This is a genomic window from Psychromonas sp. KJ10-10 (assembly GCF_047323245.1).
Taxonomy (GTDB): domain Bacteria; phylum Pseudomonadota; class Gammaproteobacteria; order Enterobacterales; family Psychromonadaceae; genus Psychromonas.
Map to the genome: position 1 here is coordinate 1,184,607 of NZ_CP178826.1, position 15,361 is coordinate 1,199,967.

16 protein-coding genes and 3 pseudogenes are annotated in these 15,361 nt (G+C 39.2%); all 19 read right to left on the reverse strand.

Features of this window, described 5'->3' with window-relative positions:
* Positions 1-83 precede the first annotated feature (83 nt).
* The 19 genes and pseudogenes from ACLKMH_RS06845 to urtA all read right to left on the reverse strand — a co-directional run bounded on the left by ACLKMH_RS06845 (position 84) and on the right by urtA (position 15,189).
* Positions 84-545 carry a hypothetical protein gene (locus tag ACLKMH_RS06845; protein WP_413701382.1) on the reverse strand — a complete coding sequence of 154 codons (462 nt, stop codon included), beginning with the start codon at positions 543-545 and terminating at the stop codon, positions 84-86.
* Positions 535-2,328 carry a [protein-PII] uridylyltransferase gene (glnD, locus tag ACLKMH_RS06850; RefSeq protein WP_413701383.1) on the reverse strand — a complete coding sequence of 598 codons (1,794 nt, stop codon included), beginning with the start codon at positions 2,326-2,328 and terminating at the stop codon, positions 535-537. The genes ACLKMH_RS06845 and glnD overlap by 11 nt, the downstream gene beginning before the upstream one ends.
* The gene (locus ACLKMH_RS06855) at positions 2,300-2,695 is read right to left on the reverse strand and encodes a nucleotidyltransferase domain-containing protein (RefSeq protein ID WP_413701384.1); all 396 of its coding nucleotides are present in this window, start codon (positions 2,693-2,695) and stop codon (positions 2,300-2,302) included. The genes glnD and ACLKMH_RS06855 overlap by 29 nt, the downstream gene beginning before the upstream one ends.
* A gap of 84 nt (positions 2,696-2,779) precedes the next feature.
* Positions 2,780-3,569, reverse strand: a pseudogene (map, locus tag ACLKMH_RS06860) (type I methionyl aminopeptidase).
* Positions 3,570-3,722: 153 nt separating this feature from the next.
* A complete protein-coding gene (locus tag ACLKMH_RS06865) occupies positions 3,723-3,911 on the reverse strand; it encodes a hypothetical protein (RefSeq protein ID WP_413701385.1) in 189 nt (62 codons plus the stop codon).
* A gap of 47 nt (positions 3,912-3,958) precedes the next feature.
* On the reverse strand, positions 3,959-4,645 hold the full coding sequence (gene ureG, locus ACLKMH_RS06870; RefSeq protein WP_413701386.1) for an urease accessory protein UreG: 687 nt from the start codon (positions 4,643-4,645) through the stop codon (positions 3,959-3,961).
* Positions 4,611-5,369 (reverse strand): urease accessory protein UreF, encoded by a 759-nt coding sequence (locus ACLKMH_RS06875; RefSeq protein ID WP_413701387.1) that lies wholly within the window; start codon positions 5,367-5,369, stop codon positions 4,611-4,613. Before ACLKMH_RS06875 ends, ureG begins: the two co-directional genes overlap by 35 nt.
* Positions 5,305-5,811: an urease accessory protein UreE gene (gene ureE / locus ACLKMH_RS06880; protein ID WP_413701388.1), complete on the reverse strand. Its 507-nt coding sequence runs from the start codon at positions 5,809-5,811 to the stop codon at positions 5,305-5,307. Before ureE ends, ACLKMH_RS06875 begins: the two co-directional genes overlap by 65 nt.
* Positions 5,812-5,832: 21 nt before the next feature.
* A pseudogene (gene ureC, locus ACLKMH_RS06885) lies at positions 5,833-7,537 on the reverse strand (urease subunit alpha).
* Between the two features lie 2 nt (positions 7,538-7,539).
* Entirely contained in the window at positions 7,540-7,845 is a 306-nt protein-coding gene (locus tag ACLKMH_RS06890; RefSeq protein ID WP_413701389.1) for an urease subunit beta, read from the reverse strand.
* 9 nt (positions 7,846-7,854) lie between these two features.
* Complete coding sequence (ureA, locus tag ACLKMH_RS06895; protein ID WP_413701390.1) at positions 7,855-8,157, reverse strand: urease subunit gamma; 303 nt, start codon at positions 8,155-8,157, stop codon at positions 7,855-7,857.
* 29 nt (positions 8,158-8,186) lie between these two features.
* The gene (locus ACLKMH_RS06900) at positions 8,187-9,092 is read right to left on the reverse strand and encodes an urease accessory protein UreD (RefSeq protein ID WP_413701391.1); all 906 of its coding nucleotides are present in this window, start codon (positions 9,090-9,092) and stop codon (positions 8,187-8,189) included.
* Between the two features lie 431 nt (positions 9,093-9,523).
* Positions 9,524-10,219 (reverse strand): urea ABC transporter ATP-binding subunit UrtE, encoded by a 696-nt coding sequence (gene urtE / locus ACLKMH_RS06905; protein ID WP_413701392.1) that lies wholly within the window; start codon positions 10,217-10,219, stop codon positions 9,524-9,526.
* 2 nt (positions 10,220-10,221) lie between these two features.
* Positions 10,222-11,031 (reverse strand): urea ABC transporter ATP-binding protein UrtD, encoded by an 810-nt coding sequence (gene urtD, locus ACLKMH_RS06910; RefSeq protein WP_413701393.1) that lies wholly within the window; start codon positions 11,029-11,031, stop codon positions 10,222-10,224.
* Positions 11,031-12,167: an urea ABC transporter permease subunit UrtC gene (gene urtC / locus ACLKMH_RS06915; RefSeq protein WP_413702277.1), complete on the reverse strand. Its 1,137-nt coding sequence runs from the start codon at positions 12,165-12,167 to the stop codon at positions 11,031-11,033. Before urtC ends, urtD begins: the two co-directional genes overlap by 1 nt.
* 35 nt (positions 12,168-12,202) lie before the next feature.
* A complete protein-coding gene (gene urtB, locus ACLKMH_RS06920) occupies positions 12,203-13,090 on the reverse strand; it encodes an urea ABC transporter permease subunit UrtB (RefSeq protein WP_413702278.1) in 888 nt (295 codons plus the stop codon).
* Positions 12,987-13,298, reverse strand: a complete 312-nt coding sequence (locus ACLKMH_RS06925; protein ID WP_413701394.1) for a hypothetical protein — start codon at positions 13,296-13,298, stop codon at positions 12,987-12,989. Before ACLKMH_RS06925 ends, urtB begins: the two co-directional genes overlap by 104 nt.
* 140 nt (positions 13,299-13,438) lie before the next feature.
* Positions 13,439-13,819 (reverse strand): hypothetical protein, encoded by a 381-nt coding sequence (locus ACLKMH_RS06930; protein ID WP_413701395.1) that lies wholly within the window; start codon positions 13,817-13,819, stop codon positions 13,439-13,441.
* An 85-nt stretch (positions 13,820-13,904) separates the two neighbouring features.
* Positions 13,905-15,189: pseudogene (gene urtA, locus ACLKMH_RS06935) on the reverse strand (urea ABC transporter substrate-binding protein).
* Positions 15,190-15,361 lie beyond the last annotated feature (172 nt).

Sequence of the window (15,361 nt, forward strand, 5' to 3'; positions counted from 1 at the left end):
GGTTAGATCTTCGAAGCTCGTCGCTCGAAACTAGAAGCTATCTTTAAACTGACCGCTGACAGCTAATGGCTGAAAGCTGACTTTTATTCCGGACTCAATTCTGCTATCAAGTTAGCTTTTAAATTTTCTTCCTGCTGTTTTGTTAATTCATCGCCATCTTCCGTTGAAACGATAAATAAATCCTCAGCTCGTTCGCCTATTGTTGTTATTTTTGCAGTGTGTAGCATTAAACCACTACTGCAAAAAACATCACCAATATCGGCTAAGATCCCCGGAGCATCAAAGGCGACTAATTCAATTTGAGTACGTTTACGCTTAGTTGGTAAAAAGGTCACTTTAGGTTCAAATTTAAATTGACGTTTAATACGTGTTAAACGAGTTTGTTGAATATTAACTTTTTCAGGTGCGATTAATGCCATTTCAATAGCACGTTTTAAACGTTGAATTTTATCTGGGTCAATATGCTCCCCATCTTCTTCCAAAACAGTAAAAGTACTAAGTGAAAAATCGTCTCGACTAGAAAGGATTTGTGCATCATGAACCACTGAGTTTCTTGTTATCTATTTCTGTCACAACAGATGAAAATAGTGCAGGCATATCTTTGTGGTAAACAAATATCTCAGTTGCACCACGTTCATTTTGATCGCTGATCAATACCATAGGCTGACTATGATCTTGATGCTTTAATAAATTGACTGTATGCCAAACAATTTGCGCAGAGTTATATCGGAAGAAATAATTAAGTTTAAAGCGTTTCCAAAGCGGTAAAATAGACTCTTCGGTAATACCTTGCTCAAGCAATAAACCTAAAGTTTTCGCTTTTCTATTAAGTATTTTAACTCGGATATGGCGAGGGTTTTCAAGTCCTCTGCGTAGTGCTTTTTGGGTACTATAATAAAGCTCTCTCATTAAAGTACCTTTCCAGCTATTCCAAGTGCCTTCATTGGTCGCACAAATATCTGCGACGGTTAGACAGCATAGGAAATTAAGATGTTTTTCATCGCCAACTTTTTCTGCAAATTCTGTTATTACACGTGGGTCGCTGATATCTCGACGTTGTGCGGTTACTGACATGGTTAAGTGCTCTTTCACTAACCATGCAACAAATTTACTATCGCTCTGACTTAGTCCATGTAACTCACAAAAAGCCCTTGCATCGACGGCACCAAGTGTTGAATGGTCTCCCTTTTGGCCCTTAGCAATATCATGGAAAATAGCGACTAAAAATAGTAGCTCAGGGTTTTCTAAATTACTATAAATCTCATGAGTAAGGGGAAAGGATGCTTTATTTTCAGGGTAACGATAAATATTTTTGATTAACCTGTGTGTATGCTCATCAACGGTATAGGCATGAAAGAGGTCAAATTGCATTTGCCCAACAATACGGCTCCACTGGGGGATATAAGCGCCTAAAATACCATATTCATGTAAAAGGGTAAAAGCGAGCCCCATGCCACGAGGGTGCTTTAATATCTCCATAAAAATAGTGCGACACTCTGGAATATTTTGTAACCATTGTGTCAAGCAACGGCGTGCTTCACGTAACTCTCGTATGGTAGGGGAGTAGACATCAATAATACGAGGATCCTTAGCAATATGTAAAAACAGTTGCAGGATCATTTCAGGGCGATCATTAAATAGTGTTAATGTTTTTAACTCTATCATATTGTCGCGAAGCTGAAAGTGCTTATCTATTGTTTCGATATGTTGGTTCAGGTTCCCTAGAATCGCTTCATCGAAGTATTGTAATAACATTTCATTGAGCTCTTTAACGCGATGAATAGTTTGATAAAAATCCTTCATCATATGCTCAATGGCTTGGTTACCTTCCCCTCTATAACCGAGTATGCTTGCCACATCGCTTTGAAAGTCAAATAACAGACGATTATCCGGGCGTTTGGTCACTACATGTAATGCAAAGCGAATAGTCCATAAAAATGTTTGACAGTCGGACAGCTCGCGATACTCAGCAGGGGTAATATAATTAAAGCTAGTTAAGTCTAACAGGCTGTTTACATTAAAGTGACACTTAGATATCCAAGCGACAGTTTGAATGTCACGTAATCCACCGGTACCATTTTTAATATCAGGCTCTAGGCTATAACCGTCACCATTACAGGTTTCATGGCGAGCCTGTTGTTCTTCTTTTTTAGCAATAAAAAATTGCTCTGAAGGCCAGAAGGTTTCACTTTCTAATAAACTTTGTAACTTATCAAAGGTATCTTCATTACCTACTAAATAACGAGCTTCGAGCATACTGGTCGCAACAGTGATATCTGTTTTGCCTTGCTCGTAACAATCATTGAGTGTGCGAACTGCTTTGCCCAATATCTAGTTTTAAGTCCCATAACAGGGTAATTAATTCACTTATTTTGGCTTCTGATTGTTGGCTAAAACCTGAGTCAGAAAGAATTAATAGATCAATATCAGATTTTGGATGTAATTCCCCTCGTCCATAACCGCCTACGGCAATTAAAGAAAGGTCATAACTTTCACTTAGTCCAACAAAATCCCATAGTTGTATTAATAATTCGTCAATATAACGTGCTCTTAATTCTACCAGCTGGGTAATATCATATTTATTTTTAAATGCTTCGATTTGCCAGTCACTAAAGTCTTGGATATGTCGCTTGAGGTAGGGAATGGTAAAGTTATCTGGTTTGATATTAACAGGAGAAAAGCTTTCGAAATCCATGGTTACCTCTGTGGTTAGGTACGAATTGCACCCAAACAAGGGTGCTTAGTGATGAAGCGTTAGAATAATTATAGTTATGTTTTTCTAGTTGTGGTTAATAATTCGCTCTATCGTTTCTTCAGGGCGTAGCGTTAAGATTTCAACACCTGTTTCTGTCACTAATAAAGTATGCTCCCATTGTGCTGATAATTTTTTATCCTTGGTAACCACAGTCCACTCATCTCGTAGCACTTTACAATTACGTTTTCCCGCATTGATCATTGGTTCAATGGTGAAACACTGGCCTGCTTGTAAAACTTCGCCTGTGCCTTTTTTTCCATAATGTAAAACCTGTGGCTCTTCGTGGAAACCCGCACCAATACCATGTCCACAATATTCACGTACGATGGAATAGTTATGATCTTCAGCGTGTTTCTGAATCGCGACGACCAATGTCACCTAAGCGAGCACCAGGTTTAACCATTTTGATGCCGATATATAAACATTCCTGTGCCACACGAGATAAACGTTTCGCTAAAATTGAGGTGTTACCAACCATAAACATTTTAGAGGTATCACCATGAAACCCATTCTGAATAACAGTAATATCAACATTAACAATATCACCATCTTTTAAGGGTTTATCGTTAGGAATGCCATGGCAGACTACATAGTTTAAAGAGGTACAGATAGATTTTGGAAAACCATGGTAATTTAATGGAGCAGGAATACCTTTCTGTTCATTAACGATAAAATCATGACAACGTTGATTTAATTCATTAGTGGTTACACCAACCTGAATGTAAGGTTCAATCATAGTTAATACGTCAGCGACTTGTTGCCCTGCAATGCGCATTTTTTCTATTTCATCTGCTGTCTTTATAATTGTCGCCATCTGTTGTCTCTTTATTTAGTAGATTAAATCGTCAAGCTAATAATTATACAAGAAGTAGGGGGAGCATGCTAGTGAAGATTGACCATGGAATTAATAGGTGTATTGCTGGTTCAGCAAAAGAAGCGCGTTAAATGTTAACGCGCTTAAAGTTTATTATGATTGCTTTTTGATGTCTTTTTTTGCCATAAAGTAACGTACCGCTTTATAAACAACACTTCCGATTAACGCCCAAAAAAGCGCATGGAAAACAAAGTGCATTAAATTATCTTCAAAACCGTGACCAGGGTGTGCAATGGCTTGATTAGTTAAGAAAAGCGCAAATATTAAAGTGAAAAATTTCATAGTTATTCCTTGTTAGTTAAATACTGTTATTGAAAGCTTTGTTGGTGCTAAATACCTAGCATACCTTCTTTTTCGATAAATTTAATAATGTCATCTAAACCCTGTTGGGTTTTCATGTTACTGAATACAAAGGGTTTGTCACCACGCATTTTTTTAGTATCCCGATCCATGACCTCTAAAGATGCACCAACTAACTCCGCCACATCAATTTTGTTAATAATTAATAGATCTGATTTTGTGATACCAGGCCCGCCTTTACGTGGAATTTTATCACCTGCAGAAACATCAATAACATACAGGGTTAGGTCTGAAAGCTCAGGGCTAAAAGTTGCACTTAAATTATCACCACCACTTTCTACTAATACAAAGTCTAAATCGGCATGGCGTTCTTGTAATTCATCAATGGTCGCTAAGTTCATAGAAGCATCTTCACGAATCGCAGTATGTGGGCAACCACCAGTTTCTACGCCAATGATACGATCCTCTGCAAGTGCATTGTTACGAGTCAGAAATTGCGCATCTTCATGGGTGTAGATATCATTAGTTACTACCGCCATGTTGTATTTATCGCGTAGGGCTAAACATAGGGTGCTTAGTAGAGCTGTTTTGCCACTACCGACTGGACCACCAACACCAATTCGTAAAATTTGTTTTTTCTCATTGTTTTTCTCGTTATAGTAAGTTTCTTTTTGAGCGTTATTAAGATCGAAATAATCGGGTATATTGTGTTTCATGCCAAGCACTGGCCATTGCTAAACGTGGCAAACTGGCGCCCACTTCTTCAAGTGCTAAAGCGTTAGCAATACTAATTGCAAATTCAGCCTGCTCGCTGAGAGCAAATAACATGTTTTGTGCTTGGGTTTGACCAAGAGGCACTAACTTCGTGGCCGCGACTACTTGATTGTCGATATAAGTCCAACAAAAACCACTTTGTGCCTCTAATAAATCTAACCGGCAAAGGTAAGCAATTAAAGCAAAGGCGCTGACAAAACTGATCTCTTTAAGTTTTAAATGGTCTAGATAATCATCACTATTAATACTGTCTAATTGCTTGATTAAACGCACTAACGCTTTACCCATTGCAACATCAGCTAGACGCAACTCTGCACTTTCTCGTGATGCAATAAGCAACTGATTATGTTCAATAAATAAATCTAAGTCATGTTCTATTAAAGCACTGTAAAGCTGTTTTATCATGGCTAGATCAGTATGTGCAATACCCTGCAATAAATTACAGGTGATCCACTCTTGAGTAGACTTTGCATCTGAAATCCATTGTTTCTCAATGGCAAATTCTAAGCCCTGTGAGAAAGAAAAACCTCCTACGGGTAAATTTGCACTGCATAACTGTAAAATGCGTTGCAGTTTTAGTGCTTGGTTTGTTTGTGCTGAATTAGTGAGCATGGCTATTTCCGTGCTCATGGCTGTGCCCGTGATCATGGTCGTGACTATGTCCATGACTATGACCTTTGGAACTCTTAGCGTAAGCACCATTTTCAGGCTCAAAAATAGCGGGCGTTTTATCAATTGTTAGGCCGTATTTTTCACACAATTCTTCAAGCACGTAATCGGGTTTGAAACGAACCCATAATTCGCCTACTTGCAAGGATGTATGACGATTTCCAAGGTGATAACAGACTTTACTAAAGGTAAGCCAGTCACTGCCAATCGCGGTTGATACGTCTTCTTCTTTGCCTTTTATTTCAATCAGTAGTCCACATTCGGTTTTTAATACTTCACCAATTAATAAAGGATGACCACGTTCCATAAAAATGCCAATATCTTGGCCTTTATCCGTGATGCCTTTAATACGTGCTTTTTTACGCGTATCTTGATCAAGGGTGATGCTATCGCTGATCACATCATGGGTGTGATCCATTCTTTCAAATGCTTGTAACATGTCTTCTTCCGATTTCAATATTTAAAATAAACAATAACGCTGTGCTAGTGGTAGTTCAGTTGCTGGTTCACAGGTTAATAACTCGCCATTGGCACGTACTTCATAGGTCTGTGCATCGACGGTAATCTCTGGTTGCCAACTATTATGTATCATATTGTCTTTGCCAATATTACGGGTGTTTTTACATACCCCCACTAAGCGTGTCATGCCTGCTTTTTCCGGTACACCTTTATCAACCGTCGCCTGTGAAAGGAAAGTCATAGCAATATTTGCTGTCGCTTTACCTAAAGAGCCAAACATAGGGCGGTAATAAACAGGTTGTGGGGTTGGAATCGAGGCATTTGCATCACCCATTGGCGCCAGCAGCGAATAAAGCCGGATTTAATAATCATGGCTGGTTTAATGCCAAAAAATGCAGGTTTCCATAATACGATATCTGCTAGTTTGCCCACTTCAATCGAACCCACTTCGTGACTAATACCGTGGCTGATCGCAGGGTTGATAGTATATTTCGCGACATAACGTTTAATGCGGAAGTTATCGTTACGCTCTGTATCAGGTGCTAAAGGCCCGCGCTGTTGTTTCATTTTATGCGCGGTTTGCCAAGTACGAGTGATCATTTCACCGACACGACCCATTGCCTGTGAATCAGAGGAAATCATACTGATAGCTCCTAAATCATGCATGATATCTTCCGCGCAATACTTTCTTTACGAATACGCGAATCAGCAAAGGCAACATCTTCAGGAATAGAAGGATCAAGGTGGTGACAAACCATCAACATATCTAAATGTTCATCAATGGTGTTAACCGTATAAGGGCGCGTTGGATTGGTTGAAGAAGGTAATACATTAGCTTCACCACAGGCGCGGATAATATCCGGTGAGTGACCACCACCAGCACCTTCAGTATGATAAGTATGAATAGTACGACCTTTAAAGGCACCAATGGTATCTTCGACAAAACCAGATTCATTTAGGGTATCGGTATGAATCGCTACTTGCACATCATAACGTTCAGCAACGGATAAACAGTTATCGATAGCCGCTGGCGTTGTGCCCCAATCTTCATGTAGTTTTAAGCCACACACACCAGCTTCGATTTGCTCTTCAAGCGCTTTTGGTAAACTAGCATTACCTTTACCTAAGAAACCAAAATTCATCGGTAGATCATTGGTTGCTTGTAACATTTTATGAATATACCAAGGCCCTGGTGTACAGGTGGTTGCATTAGTACCTGTTGCAGGTCCTGTGCCTCCACCAATCATAGTCGTCACACCTGACATTAAGGCTTCATCAACTTGTTGTGGACAAATAAAGTGAATATGCGCATCGATACCACCAGCGGTTAAAATTTGTCCTTCACCTGCAATGACTTCAGTGCCTGGACCAACTTCAATATCAATATTGTCTTGTACGTCAGGATTACCGGCTTTACCAATAATGGCGATACGGCCATCTTTAATGCCCACATCGGCTTTTACAATACCCCAGTGATCTAAAATAAGGGCATTGGTTATTACTAAATCGACAGTTTCGTGACAAGAGGCTTGGCTTTGTCCCATGCCATCTCGAATGACTTTACCGCCACCAAATTTCACTTCTTCACCATAAGTTGTGTAGTCTTTTTCAACTTCTAGCCATAAGTCTGTATCAGCAAGACGAACACGATCCCCTGTTGTTGGCCCAAACATGTGTGCATAGGAATTTTTATCAATATTTGCCATGGTTATAGATCTCCTTGAACATCACCGCGGAAACCAAATACGCGACGTTTTCCTTGATAAGCGACTAGTGTGACTTGGCGTTCTTGACCCGGCTCAAAACGAACAGCAGTTCCGGAGGTAATATCAAGACGACAACCTTTACAAGCTTCACGGTCGAATTTTAGGGCAGGATTAACTTCATAAAAATGATAGTGAGAACCCACTTGAATTGGACGATCACCAGAGTTGGCAACTGTCACTGTTATTTTTTCACGACCAACATTAAATTCAATCAAGCCTTGGTCGGTTTTAATTTCTCCAGGAATCATATTTTATCCTTACACAATCGGGTTATGAATGGTGACCAGTTTAGTGCCATCGGGGAAGGTCGCTTCAACCTGTACTTCGGAAAGTAATTCAGGAATACCTTCCATCACTTGATCGCGAGTCAGTAGGGTACGGCCGTAATCCATCATTTCAGCTACACTTTTTCCGTCTCGTGCGCCTTCAATAATTTCCATAGAAATGTAAGCCATTGCTTCTGGGTAATTTAGTTTTACACCTCGCTTTAAACGGCGCTCTGCTAGCAAGAATGCAGTAAAAATAATTAACTTGTCTTTTTCTCTTGGTAATAAATCCATAATTTTCTCTACTTAGATGTAATTATTAATTAGGTATGCCATATACGGGGTTGTAGTCCTGTTTTATCAAGGATTATTGGACGAAGAACTTGCCATAATATAATAAAAAGTTGTTTGCATTGCGCGACCTGTGATCCCAAATATCGGATCACTAACAAGCCGTCAATATCGGTAATGCTGAGCAGTGATTGTGCTTCTACTGCTGATATTTTTTCTCGTAAATCTTCAACCAAGGTTTTGCGTTGTTCTTTATCATTAAGTTGTTCGGGTGCATAGGCGAGAAAGGTGGCAAAGACACTATTATTATCAAGACCAGCAGATTCATTAAGTAATTGATTTTCTGCACTGATTAGAATGCGATCATGATAAATCAATTTTTCCTTACAAAAAACACGATTAAGTTGTGTATAAGCACCTTTATCAAAGGCTTGCCCTGAACTTGGCAATCCTAAGCAGGTGATATCCCAACCAAGATAAGCACTGTTTTCTTGGATATGAATATCCACTTGATTGAAACCGTCTGCACCATTATAAACAATAGTTTCTAACGGAAAGTTTTCACATTTTGCGTGCTTTTCAAGGTTGATTGTTGTGACTTGTGTTTGTTTGGTATCACCAATGTTTAAATCTTCACGAGCGCGATAAAAGCGGTTACCGCCTGGTGTTGTTATTAATGAATGCGCGCCAGCTTTGTTGGTAATAGAAATACGTAATTCATCACCCGATACAATGCCCGCTGGTGGATGTAATAGGTAGATATGTGCGCAATCTTTTCCCTCTGGGTAGAATGCTTTTTGTACAGAAAGTGGGCCTAAACGTTGGGTCTTAGTTAGCTGTGTTCCGTAGTCAGTTAAACTGAGCTCAAGATTGAGGTGCGCCAACCAGCGACTTTTGACATGATGTGTTGGGACTGATAATGGCGCATGGTTATTCATTTAGATATCCAATGTTATTTCTTAATATTATTTTAGTCTTACTTTTATACCAAACTGGCGGGTTAAAAACCATGCCTCTGATAATGAAAAATAAGCTGTCAGCCGTCAGTAAAACCATTGTCTCAAAGTAATGTCGCTGGTTTTGTAGATTGGCAATTATGTCGTTAATAAGCAACCAATAAACGAAGCAACTTGTTTTTGAATTTACTGACAGCTAACCGCTATTTTATAGCAAACCAGGCGGGTTAAAAACCGTGCCTCTGATAATGAAAAATAAGCTGTCAGCCGTCAGCTTTCAGTAAAACCATTGTCTTAAAGTAATGTAGCTAGTTTTGTAGATTGGCAATTATGTCGTTAATAAGCAACCAATAAACGAAGCAACTTGTTTTTGAATTTACTGACCGCTGAAAGCTAACCGCTGACAGCTATCTTTATACCGCTAAATATTGTCCAACAAGTTCATCGTTGAGTTCAGACATTGGGCCAGAGGCGACAACGGATCCTTTTTCCATTAAATGAAACTCTTCTCCGACTGCGCGTGCGAAGGGGAGTTTCTGCTCAACTAAGATAATAGTCATGCCATGCTCCTTATTCAGCTTTAATAATACATCACGAATAAGTTGCACGATATTAGGTTGAATACCTTCATTTGGCTCATCTAAAATAAGAATAGTTGGGTTTAATACTAAGGCGCGAGCGATAGCAAGTTGTTGTCGCTGTCCACCTGAAAGATCGCCACCACGACGCTGTAACATTTCTTCCAGTACTGGGAATAATTTGTAAATATGTGGCGGAATAATACGACTTTCTTGACGTTTACAGTTGAGACTTATTTTTAAATTCTCTTCAACGGTTAATTGAGGAAAGATATGGCGACCCTGAGGAACATATCCAACACCAATGTCTGGACGCGTTTCTACCGAGGCTTTAGCAACGTCCTTATCATTAATCACTAAGTCGCCTTTGCTGATAGGCAAGAGACCCATAATAGTTTTAAGTAGCGTTGTTTTACCAACACCATTTCGCCCCATGATGCAGGTTCTAGAACCCTGCTTGATAGACATATTTAAATCCCAAAGGATTTGTGTGCCACCGTATTTTTGATCTACCGATTTTAATTCGATCATGATTAAGCGTCCTCTTCACCCAGATAAACTTTGATAACTTCTGGATTTGCTTGAATTTCTGACATTGAACCTTCTGCTAATACTGTGCCTTGATGTAATACCGTCACTTTTTTAGCAATGGATCGAACAAAGGCCATATCATGTTCAACCACTACCACAGAGTGTTTACCTGCTAATGAGGTTAATAGTTCTGCGGTGCGTTCTGTTTCCTGTGCTGTCATTCCTGCAACGGGCTCATCAACCAATAATAAACGTGGCTCAGCGACTAATAACATACCAATTTCTAACCATTGTTTTTGTCCATGAGATAAACGTCCAGCAGGATAGTTGGTTTCTGGTACTAAACCTATGGTCACTAAAATTTCTCGAATACGGTCAGTTTGTTCACTGGTTAATTTATGAAATAGTGAAGTGATGATGCCTTTATCACCGGCGAAGCTCAGTTCAAGGTTTTCAAAGACACTTAATTCTTCAAATACCGTTGGTTTTTGAAATTTACGACCAATGCCTGCTCGTGCAATTTCCGCTTCATCTAATTCTAATAAATCTACCTGTTGTCCGAAGCTAACTTTACCTTTATCAGGGCGAGTTTTTCCGGTTATAACATCCATTAAGGTTGTTTTACCTGCACCATTCGCACCAATTAAACAACGTAACTCACCATCATTGATATAAAGATTTAAATCATTTAATGCTTTAAAACCATCAAAGCTAACACTGACATCTTCAACATATAAGATAACGCCATGTGAAGTATCTGGCTTGGCCTTATCATTTTGATTAATAGGCGCGCCGACTTTATCTACAATCATTATTTAGCCTCCAGGTTGCTATTTTTTATTTCTGTTGGAGTTGATTCTGTTTGTGCTTTTTTAGTGTTTAAGGGATCGATTTTATCCATCACTTTATTTAATAAACCTGCAATGCCTTTTGGCAGAAATAGCGTGACTAATACAAATAACCCGCCTAATGCAAATAACCAAGCTTCAGGCATAATTGCGGTAAAGCGTGTTTTTGCATAACTCACCACAATTGCGCCGATCAAGGCGCCGTATAATGTGCCTCGGCCACCAATCGCTACCCAAATCACCATCTCAATTGAGTTAAGTGGTGAAAATTCACCTGGGTTAATAATACCCACCTGCGGTACATAAAGTGCACCTGCAAGACCTGCTAACATGGCTGATACTACAAATATCCATACTTTGTAATGCTCTGGTTTAAAGCCTGCAAAACGAACCCTATCTTCAGCATCTCGGATGGCAGTGACTACACGCCCCATTTTTGAGTTCACAATGTAATGACTTATCGCGTAACCAATACCTAGTGCGACCGCTGTTGCAACAAACAAAGCTAATTTAGTACTCGGTGATTGTAATGAGAAACCAAAGATATCTTTAAAGTCGGTTAAACCATTATTACCACCAAAGCCCATTTCGTTTCGGAAGAAGGCTAACATAAGCGCATATGTTACCGCCTGCGTCATGATAGATAAGTAAACACCACTTACACGAGAGCGAAAGGCAAGATTACCAAATACATAAGCCAGTAAACCAGGACCTAAAAAGACCATCATTACCATAAACAGTACGTTATCAGAACCCATCCAGTACCAAGGTAGCTCTGTCCAGTTTAGGAATACCATAAAGTCAGGTAATTCAGGGTTACCATAAACACCTCGATCTCCTATCTGGCGCATTAAGTACATGCCCATTGCATAACCACCTAGGGTGAAAAATGCACCGTGACCTAAACTTAAAATGCCACAGTAACCCCATACTAGGTCAACGGCTAAGGCAAGTAATGCATAACACAGGTATTTACCTAATAAACTGACCATGTAGTCGCTGACATGGAATAGTGACCCTTCCGCAAAAACAAGGTTACAAAAACACACGTAAACGGTTGAAATAAGTAATACCGAGATAACCACATGTAGGTTACTCATTTTACTTGTGATTGTTTTAAGCGTTGAAATATCCATTATTGTGGTGATCTCCCTTTCTGTGGAAATAGACCTTTCGGGCGTTTTTGAATAAACAGTACCAGACCAACTAAGACGATGATGTTAGCGAGTACAGGGCCCATTGATGGTTCAAGGAATTTGTTAAATGTACCTAATGTCATAGCCGCTACTAAGGTTCCCCATAGGTTACCTACACCACCAAATACGACGACTAAGAACGAATCGATAATATAAGCTTGGCCAAGGTTAGGTCCTACGTTGGTTAATTGACTTAATACCACTCCCGCTATACCTGCAATACCAGAACCAAGACCAAAGGTGATAGCATCAACCCATGAGCTTTTGATACTTAGTGCACGTGCCATATCGCGATTTTGAGAAACCGCGCGAACATGTAAACCTAAAGATGATTTCTTTAAAATCATAAGTAGGGCAAAGAACACCATTAATGAAAACATGATGATATATAAACGGTTATAGGTTAATGACAAAATAGGATTGATTTCTAATGAACCACTCATCCACTCTGGCGCACTCACTTGACGATTTAATGGCGAAAAGATGGTACGAACCAGTTGTTGTAAAATTAAGCTTATACCAAATGTTGCAAGTAGTGTTTCCAGTGGTCGTCCTTTTAAGAATCGGATAACGCCACGTTCAATCAGTACACCAACAAAACCAGAGACTAAAAATGCGGCTGGTATTGCCATTAATAATGAGTATTCAATCAGGTTTGGAAAAGTTTGCTGTATCACATAAGTTGTATAGGCACCTAGCATCATCATTTCGCCATGAGCCATGTTAATCACACCCATTACACCAAAGGTGATAGCAAGGCCAATGGCAGACAGTAATAATACTGAGCCAAGACTTAATCCAAAGAAGACATTTTCTCGTTGCTTTATACATACTGCCTTTTTGTTCAATATTATCTATTGCGTTTATTAAGGCTGAACGTAATTCAGAAGTTTCCTGCTCTGGCAGTTTATTTAGCTGACTGACTAAAGCATTCTTAACGGTTGGCTCAAGGTTTGACTGTAATTGGTCAATGGTCGCTAATTTTTCTGATTCTGGGCCGTGTAATAATTTATCGACTAAAGAAACAGTGAGCATTGCATCACGCACGTCTTTATTTTTTTCATGGCTAATCAGTTTATTAAGTGTCTCTAGTGCATCAGGACTAGGATTTTTTAATAACTGTTTAGTTGCTTCTAATCTTACTGCGCTGTCTTTATGAGTTAAATCGAGTTGTGCTAAAGCAACACTGATTTGCTTACGTAACCTATTATTGGTACGTATTTTTTTATCGCAGATTTACTCGATGAGGCTAATTCCGTGCCGGTTAAAATATCAGTCAGTTGGTATTGGCTCTCTGTTTTTATTGCGATAACAACTTGGTCGTTACTACGAATGAAATAAAGATCACCTTCAAGTAATGTACTTAATAACTTTCTTACTTGAGGAGCTTCAGTAGCAACAAGCTGTTCAATTAGAGTGTTCATGTCGCGTAATTTGGTGTCTGGTAACTTCGCAGTTAATGACGTAATAGAGGGTGTTGTTAATTCGTTACTATCTTGGGCAAAGGCTTGTAACGACATTAGGCTAAATAATATTAGGGGGATGAGTCGCAACATACACACTTCCTTGGTCATATTGTTTATGGGGTAAAAAAAGGAGGTACGAATACCTCCAGTGGATAATACTTTTAGGTATTATATTTTAGAATTTTTGACCAGAACATTTAGCTGTTGTGATATCGAAGTTGCCACATTTGATAGGCGCAGTCCAATCAGACACTAGGTTCTTAGAACTTGGTAAAAAGTCTGACCATGCATCACCAATAACTGTATCTGGTGTTTCCCATACCACTTCAAATTGACCGTCTTCTTGGATTTCGCCAATAAGCACTGGTTTTGATAAGTGATGGTTAGAGTTCATAACCGCGGTACCACCAGTTAAGTTTGGAACAGCGATACCGATCATTGCTTGTTCAACGGCATCAACATCTGTCGTACCGGCTTTTTCAACTGCTTTTACCCACATCTTGAAACCGATGTAAGTTGCTTCCATTGGGTCGTTAGTTACACGTTTGTCATCACCAATGAATTTTTTCCAGCTAGCGATAAATGCTTCATTTTCATCTGATTCAACACTTTGGAAGTAGTTCCAAGTCGCTAAATGACCAACAAGTGGTGTTGTATCAAAACCAGAAAGTTCTTCCTCACCAACTGAGAATGCAATCACTGGAATATCTTCAGCTGAAATACCTTGGTTACCTAGCTCCTTATAGAATGGAATATTTGCATCACCGTTAACTGTTGAAACAACGGCTGTTTTCTTACCTTCTGAACCAAATTTTTTCACGTCAGCAACAATGTTTTGCCAATCAGAATGACCAAATGGTGTGTAGTTAATCATGATGTCTTCTTTCTTCACACCTTGAGCCATTAGGTAAGCTTCTAAGATTTTATTGGTTGTACGTGGGTAAACGTAGTCAGTACCTAATAATACCCAGCGTTTCTGCACCAATATCATCCATTAAATAATCTACCGCTGGAATAGCTTGTTGGTTTGGAGTCGCACCTGTGTAGAATACGTTTTTAGATGATTCTTCACCTTCGTATTGAACTGGGTAGAACATTAAACCGTTTAATTCTTCTAATACTGGTAAAACAGATTTACGTGATACTGATGTCCAGCTACCGAAGATAACATCTACTTTTTCTTTTGCTAAAAGCTCACGGCCTTTTTCTGCAAATAAAGGCCAGTTTGACGCGGGATCAACAACAACAGGTTGTAGTTGCTTACCTAATAAACCACCTTTTGCATTTTGCTCTGCAATCATCATTAACACAGTGTCTTTTAATGTTGTTTCACTGATGGCCATAGTGCCAGATAAAGAGTGAAGTACACCGACTTTAATTTCGTCAGCGACAGATGCTAAGTTAGTGAATAAGCCAGTAGCAATAATTGAACTTGCAACGATCAGTTTTTTAAATTTCATAGATTAGTCCCTTTTCTTTATCATTAAGTGTCGAGTTATTTCAAAACTTGAAACATCTCAATCACAGCCTTATTTCAAGTGGGATAAGTATCTATTAATTGGTGCAAGCATTAAATGCGCAGAAGTGCGCAATCAACTACGTAAAAGTACGCATATAAATATTCAGTTTTTT

Excerpts from the sequence above, each read along its gene's own strand:
- ACLKMH_RS06900 (WP_413701391.1), bottom strand. The coding sequence starts at position 9,092 with ATGAATAACCATGCGCCATTATCAGTCCCAACACATCATGTCAAAAGT.
- urtE (WP_413701392.1), bottom strand. The coding sequence starts at position 10,219 with ATGATCGAATTAAAATCGGTAGATCAAAAATACGGTGGCACACAAATC.
- ACLKMH_RS06875 (WP_413701387.1), bottom strand. The coding sequence starts at position 5,369 with ATGGACATAGTCACGACCATGATCACGGGCACAGCCATGAGCACGGAA.
- ACLKMH_RS06890 (WP_413701389.1), bottom strand. The coding sequence starts at position 7,845 with ATGATTCCTGGAGAAATTAAAACCGACCAAGGCTTGATTGAATTTAAT.
- urtC (WP_413702277.1), bottom strand. The coding sequence starts at position 12,167 with ATGAGTAACCTACATGTGGTTATCTCGGTATTACTTATTTCAACCGTT.
- ureE (WP_413701388.1), bottom strand. The coding sequence starts at position 5,811 with ATGTTACAAGCATTTGAAAGAATGGATCACACCCATGATGTGATCAGC.
- urtD (WP_413701393.1), bottom strand. The coding sequence starts at position 11,031 with ATGATTGTAGATAAAGTCGGCGCGCCTATTAATCAAAATGATAAGGCC.
- ACLKMH_RS06855 (WP_413701384.1), bottom strand. The coding sequence starts at position 2,695 with ATGGATTTCGAAAGCTTTTCTCCTGTTAATATCAAACCAGATAACTTT.
- ureA (WP_413701390.1), bottom strand. The coding sequence starts at position 8,157 with ATGGATTTATTACCAAGAGAAAAAGACAAGTTAATTATTTTTACTGCA.
- ACLKMH_RS06930 (WP_413701395.1), bottom strand. The coding sequence starts at position 13,819 with ATGTTGCGACTCATCCCCCTAATATTATTTAGCCTAATGTCGTTACAA.
- ureG (WP_413701386.1), bottom strand. The coding sequence starts at position 4,645 with ATGAAACACAATATACCCGATTATTTCGATCTTAATAACGCTCAAAAA.
- ACLKMH_RS06865 (WP_413701385.1), bottom strand. The coding sequence starts at position 3,911 with ATGAAATTTTTCACTTTAATATTTGCGCTTTTCTTAACTAATCAAGCC.
- ACLKMH_RS06925 (WP_413701394.1), bottom strand. The coding sequence starts at position 13,298 with ATGCTCACTGTTTCTTTAGTCGATAAATTATTACACGGCCCAGAATCA.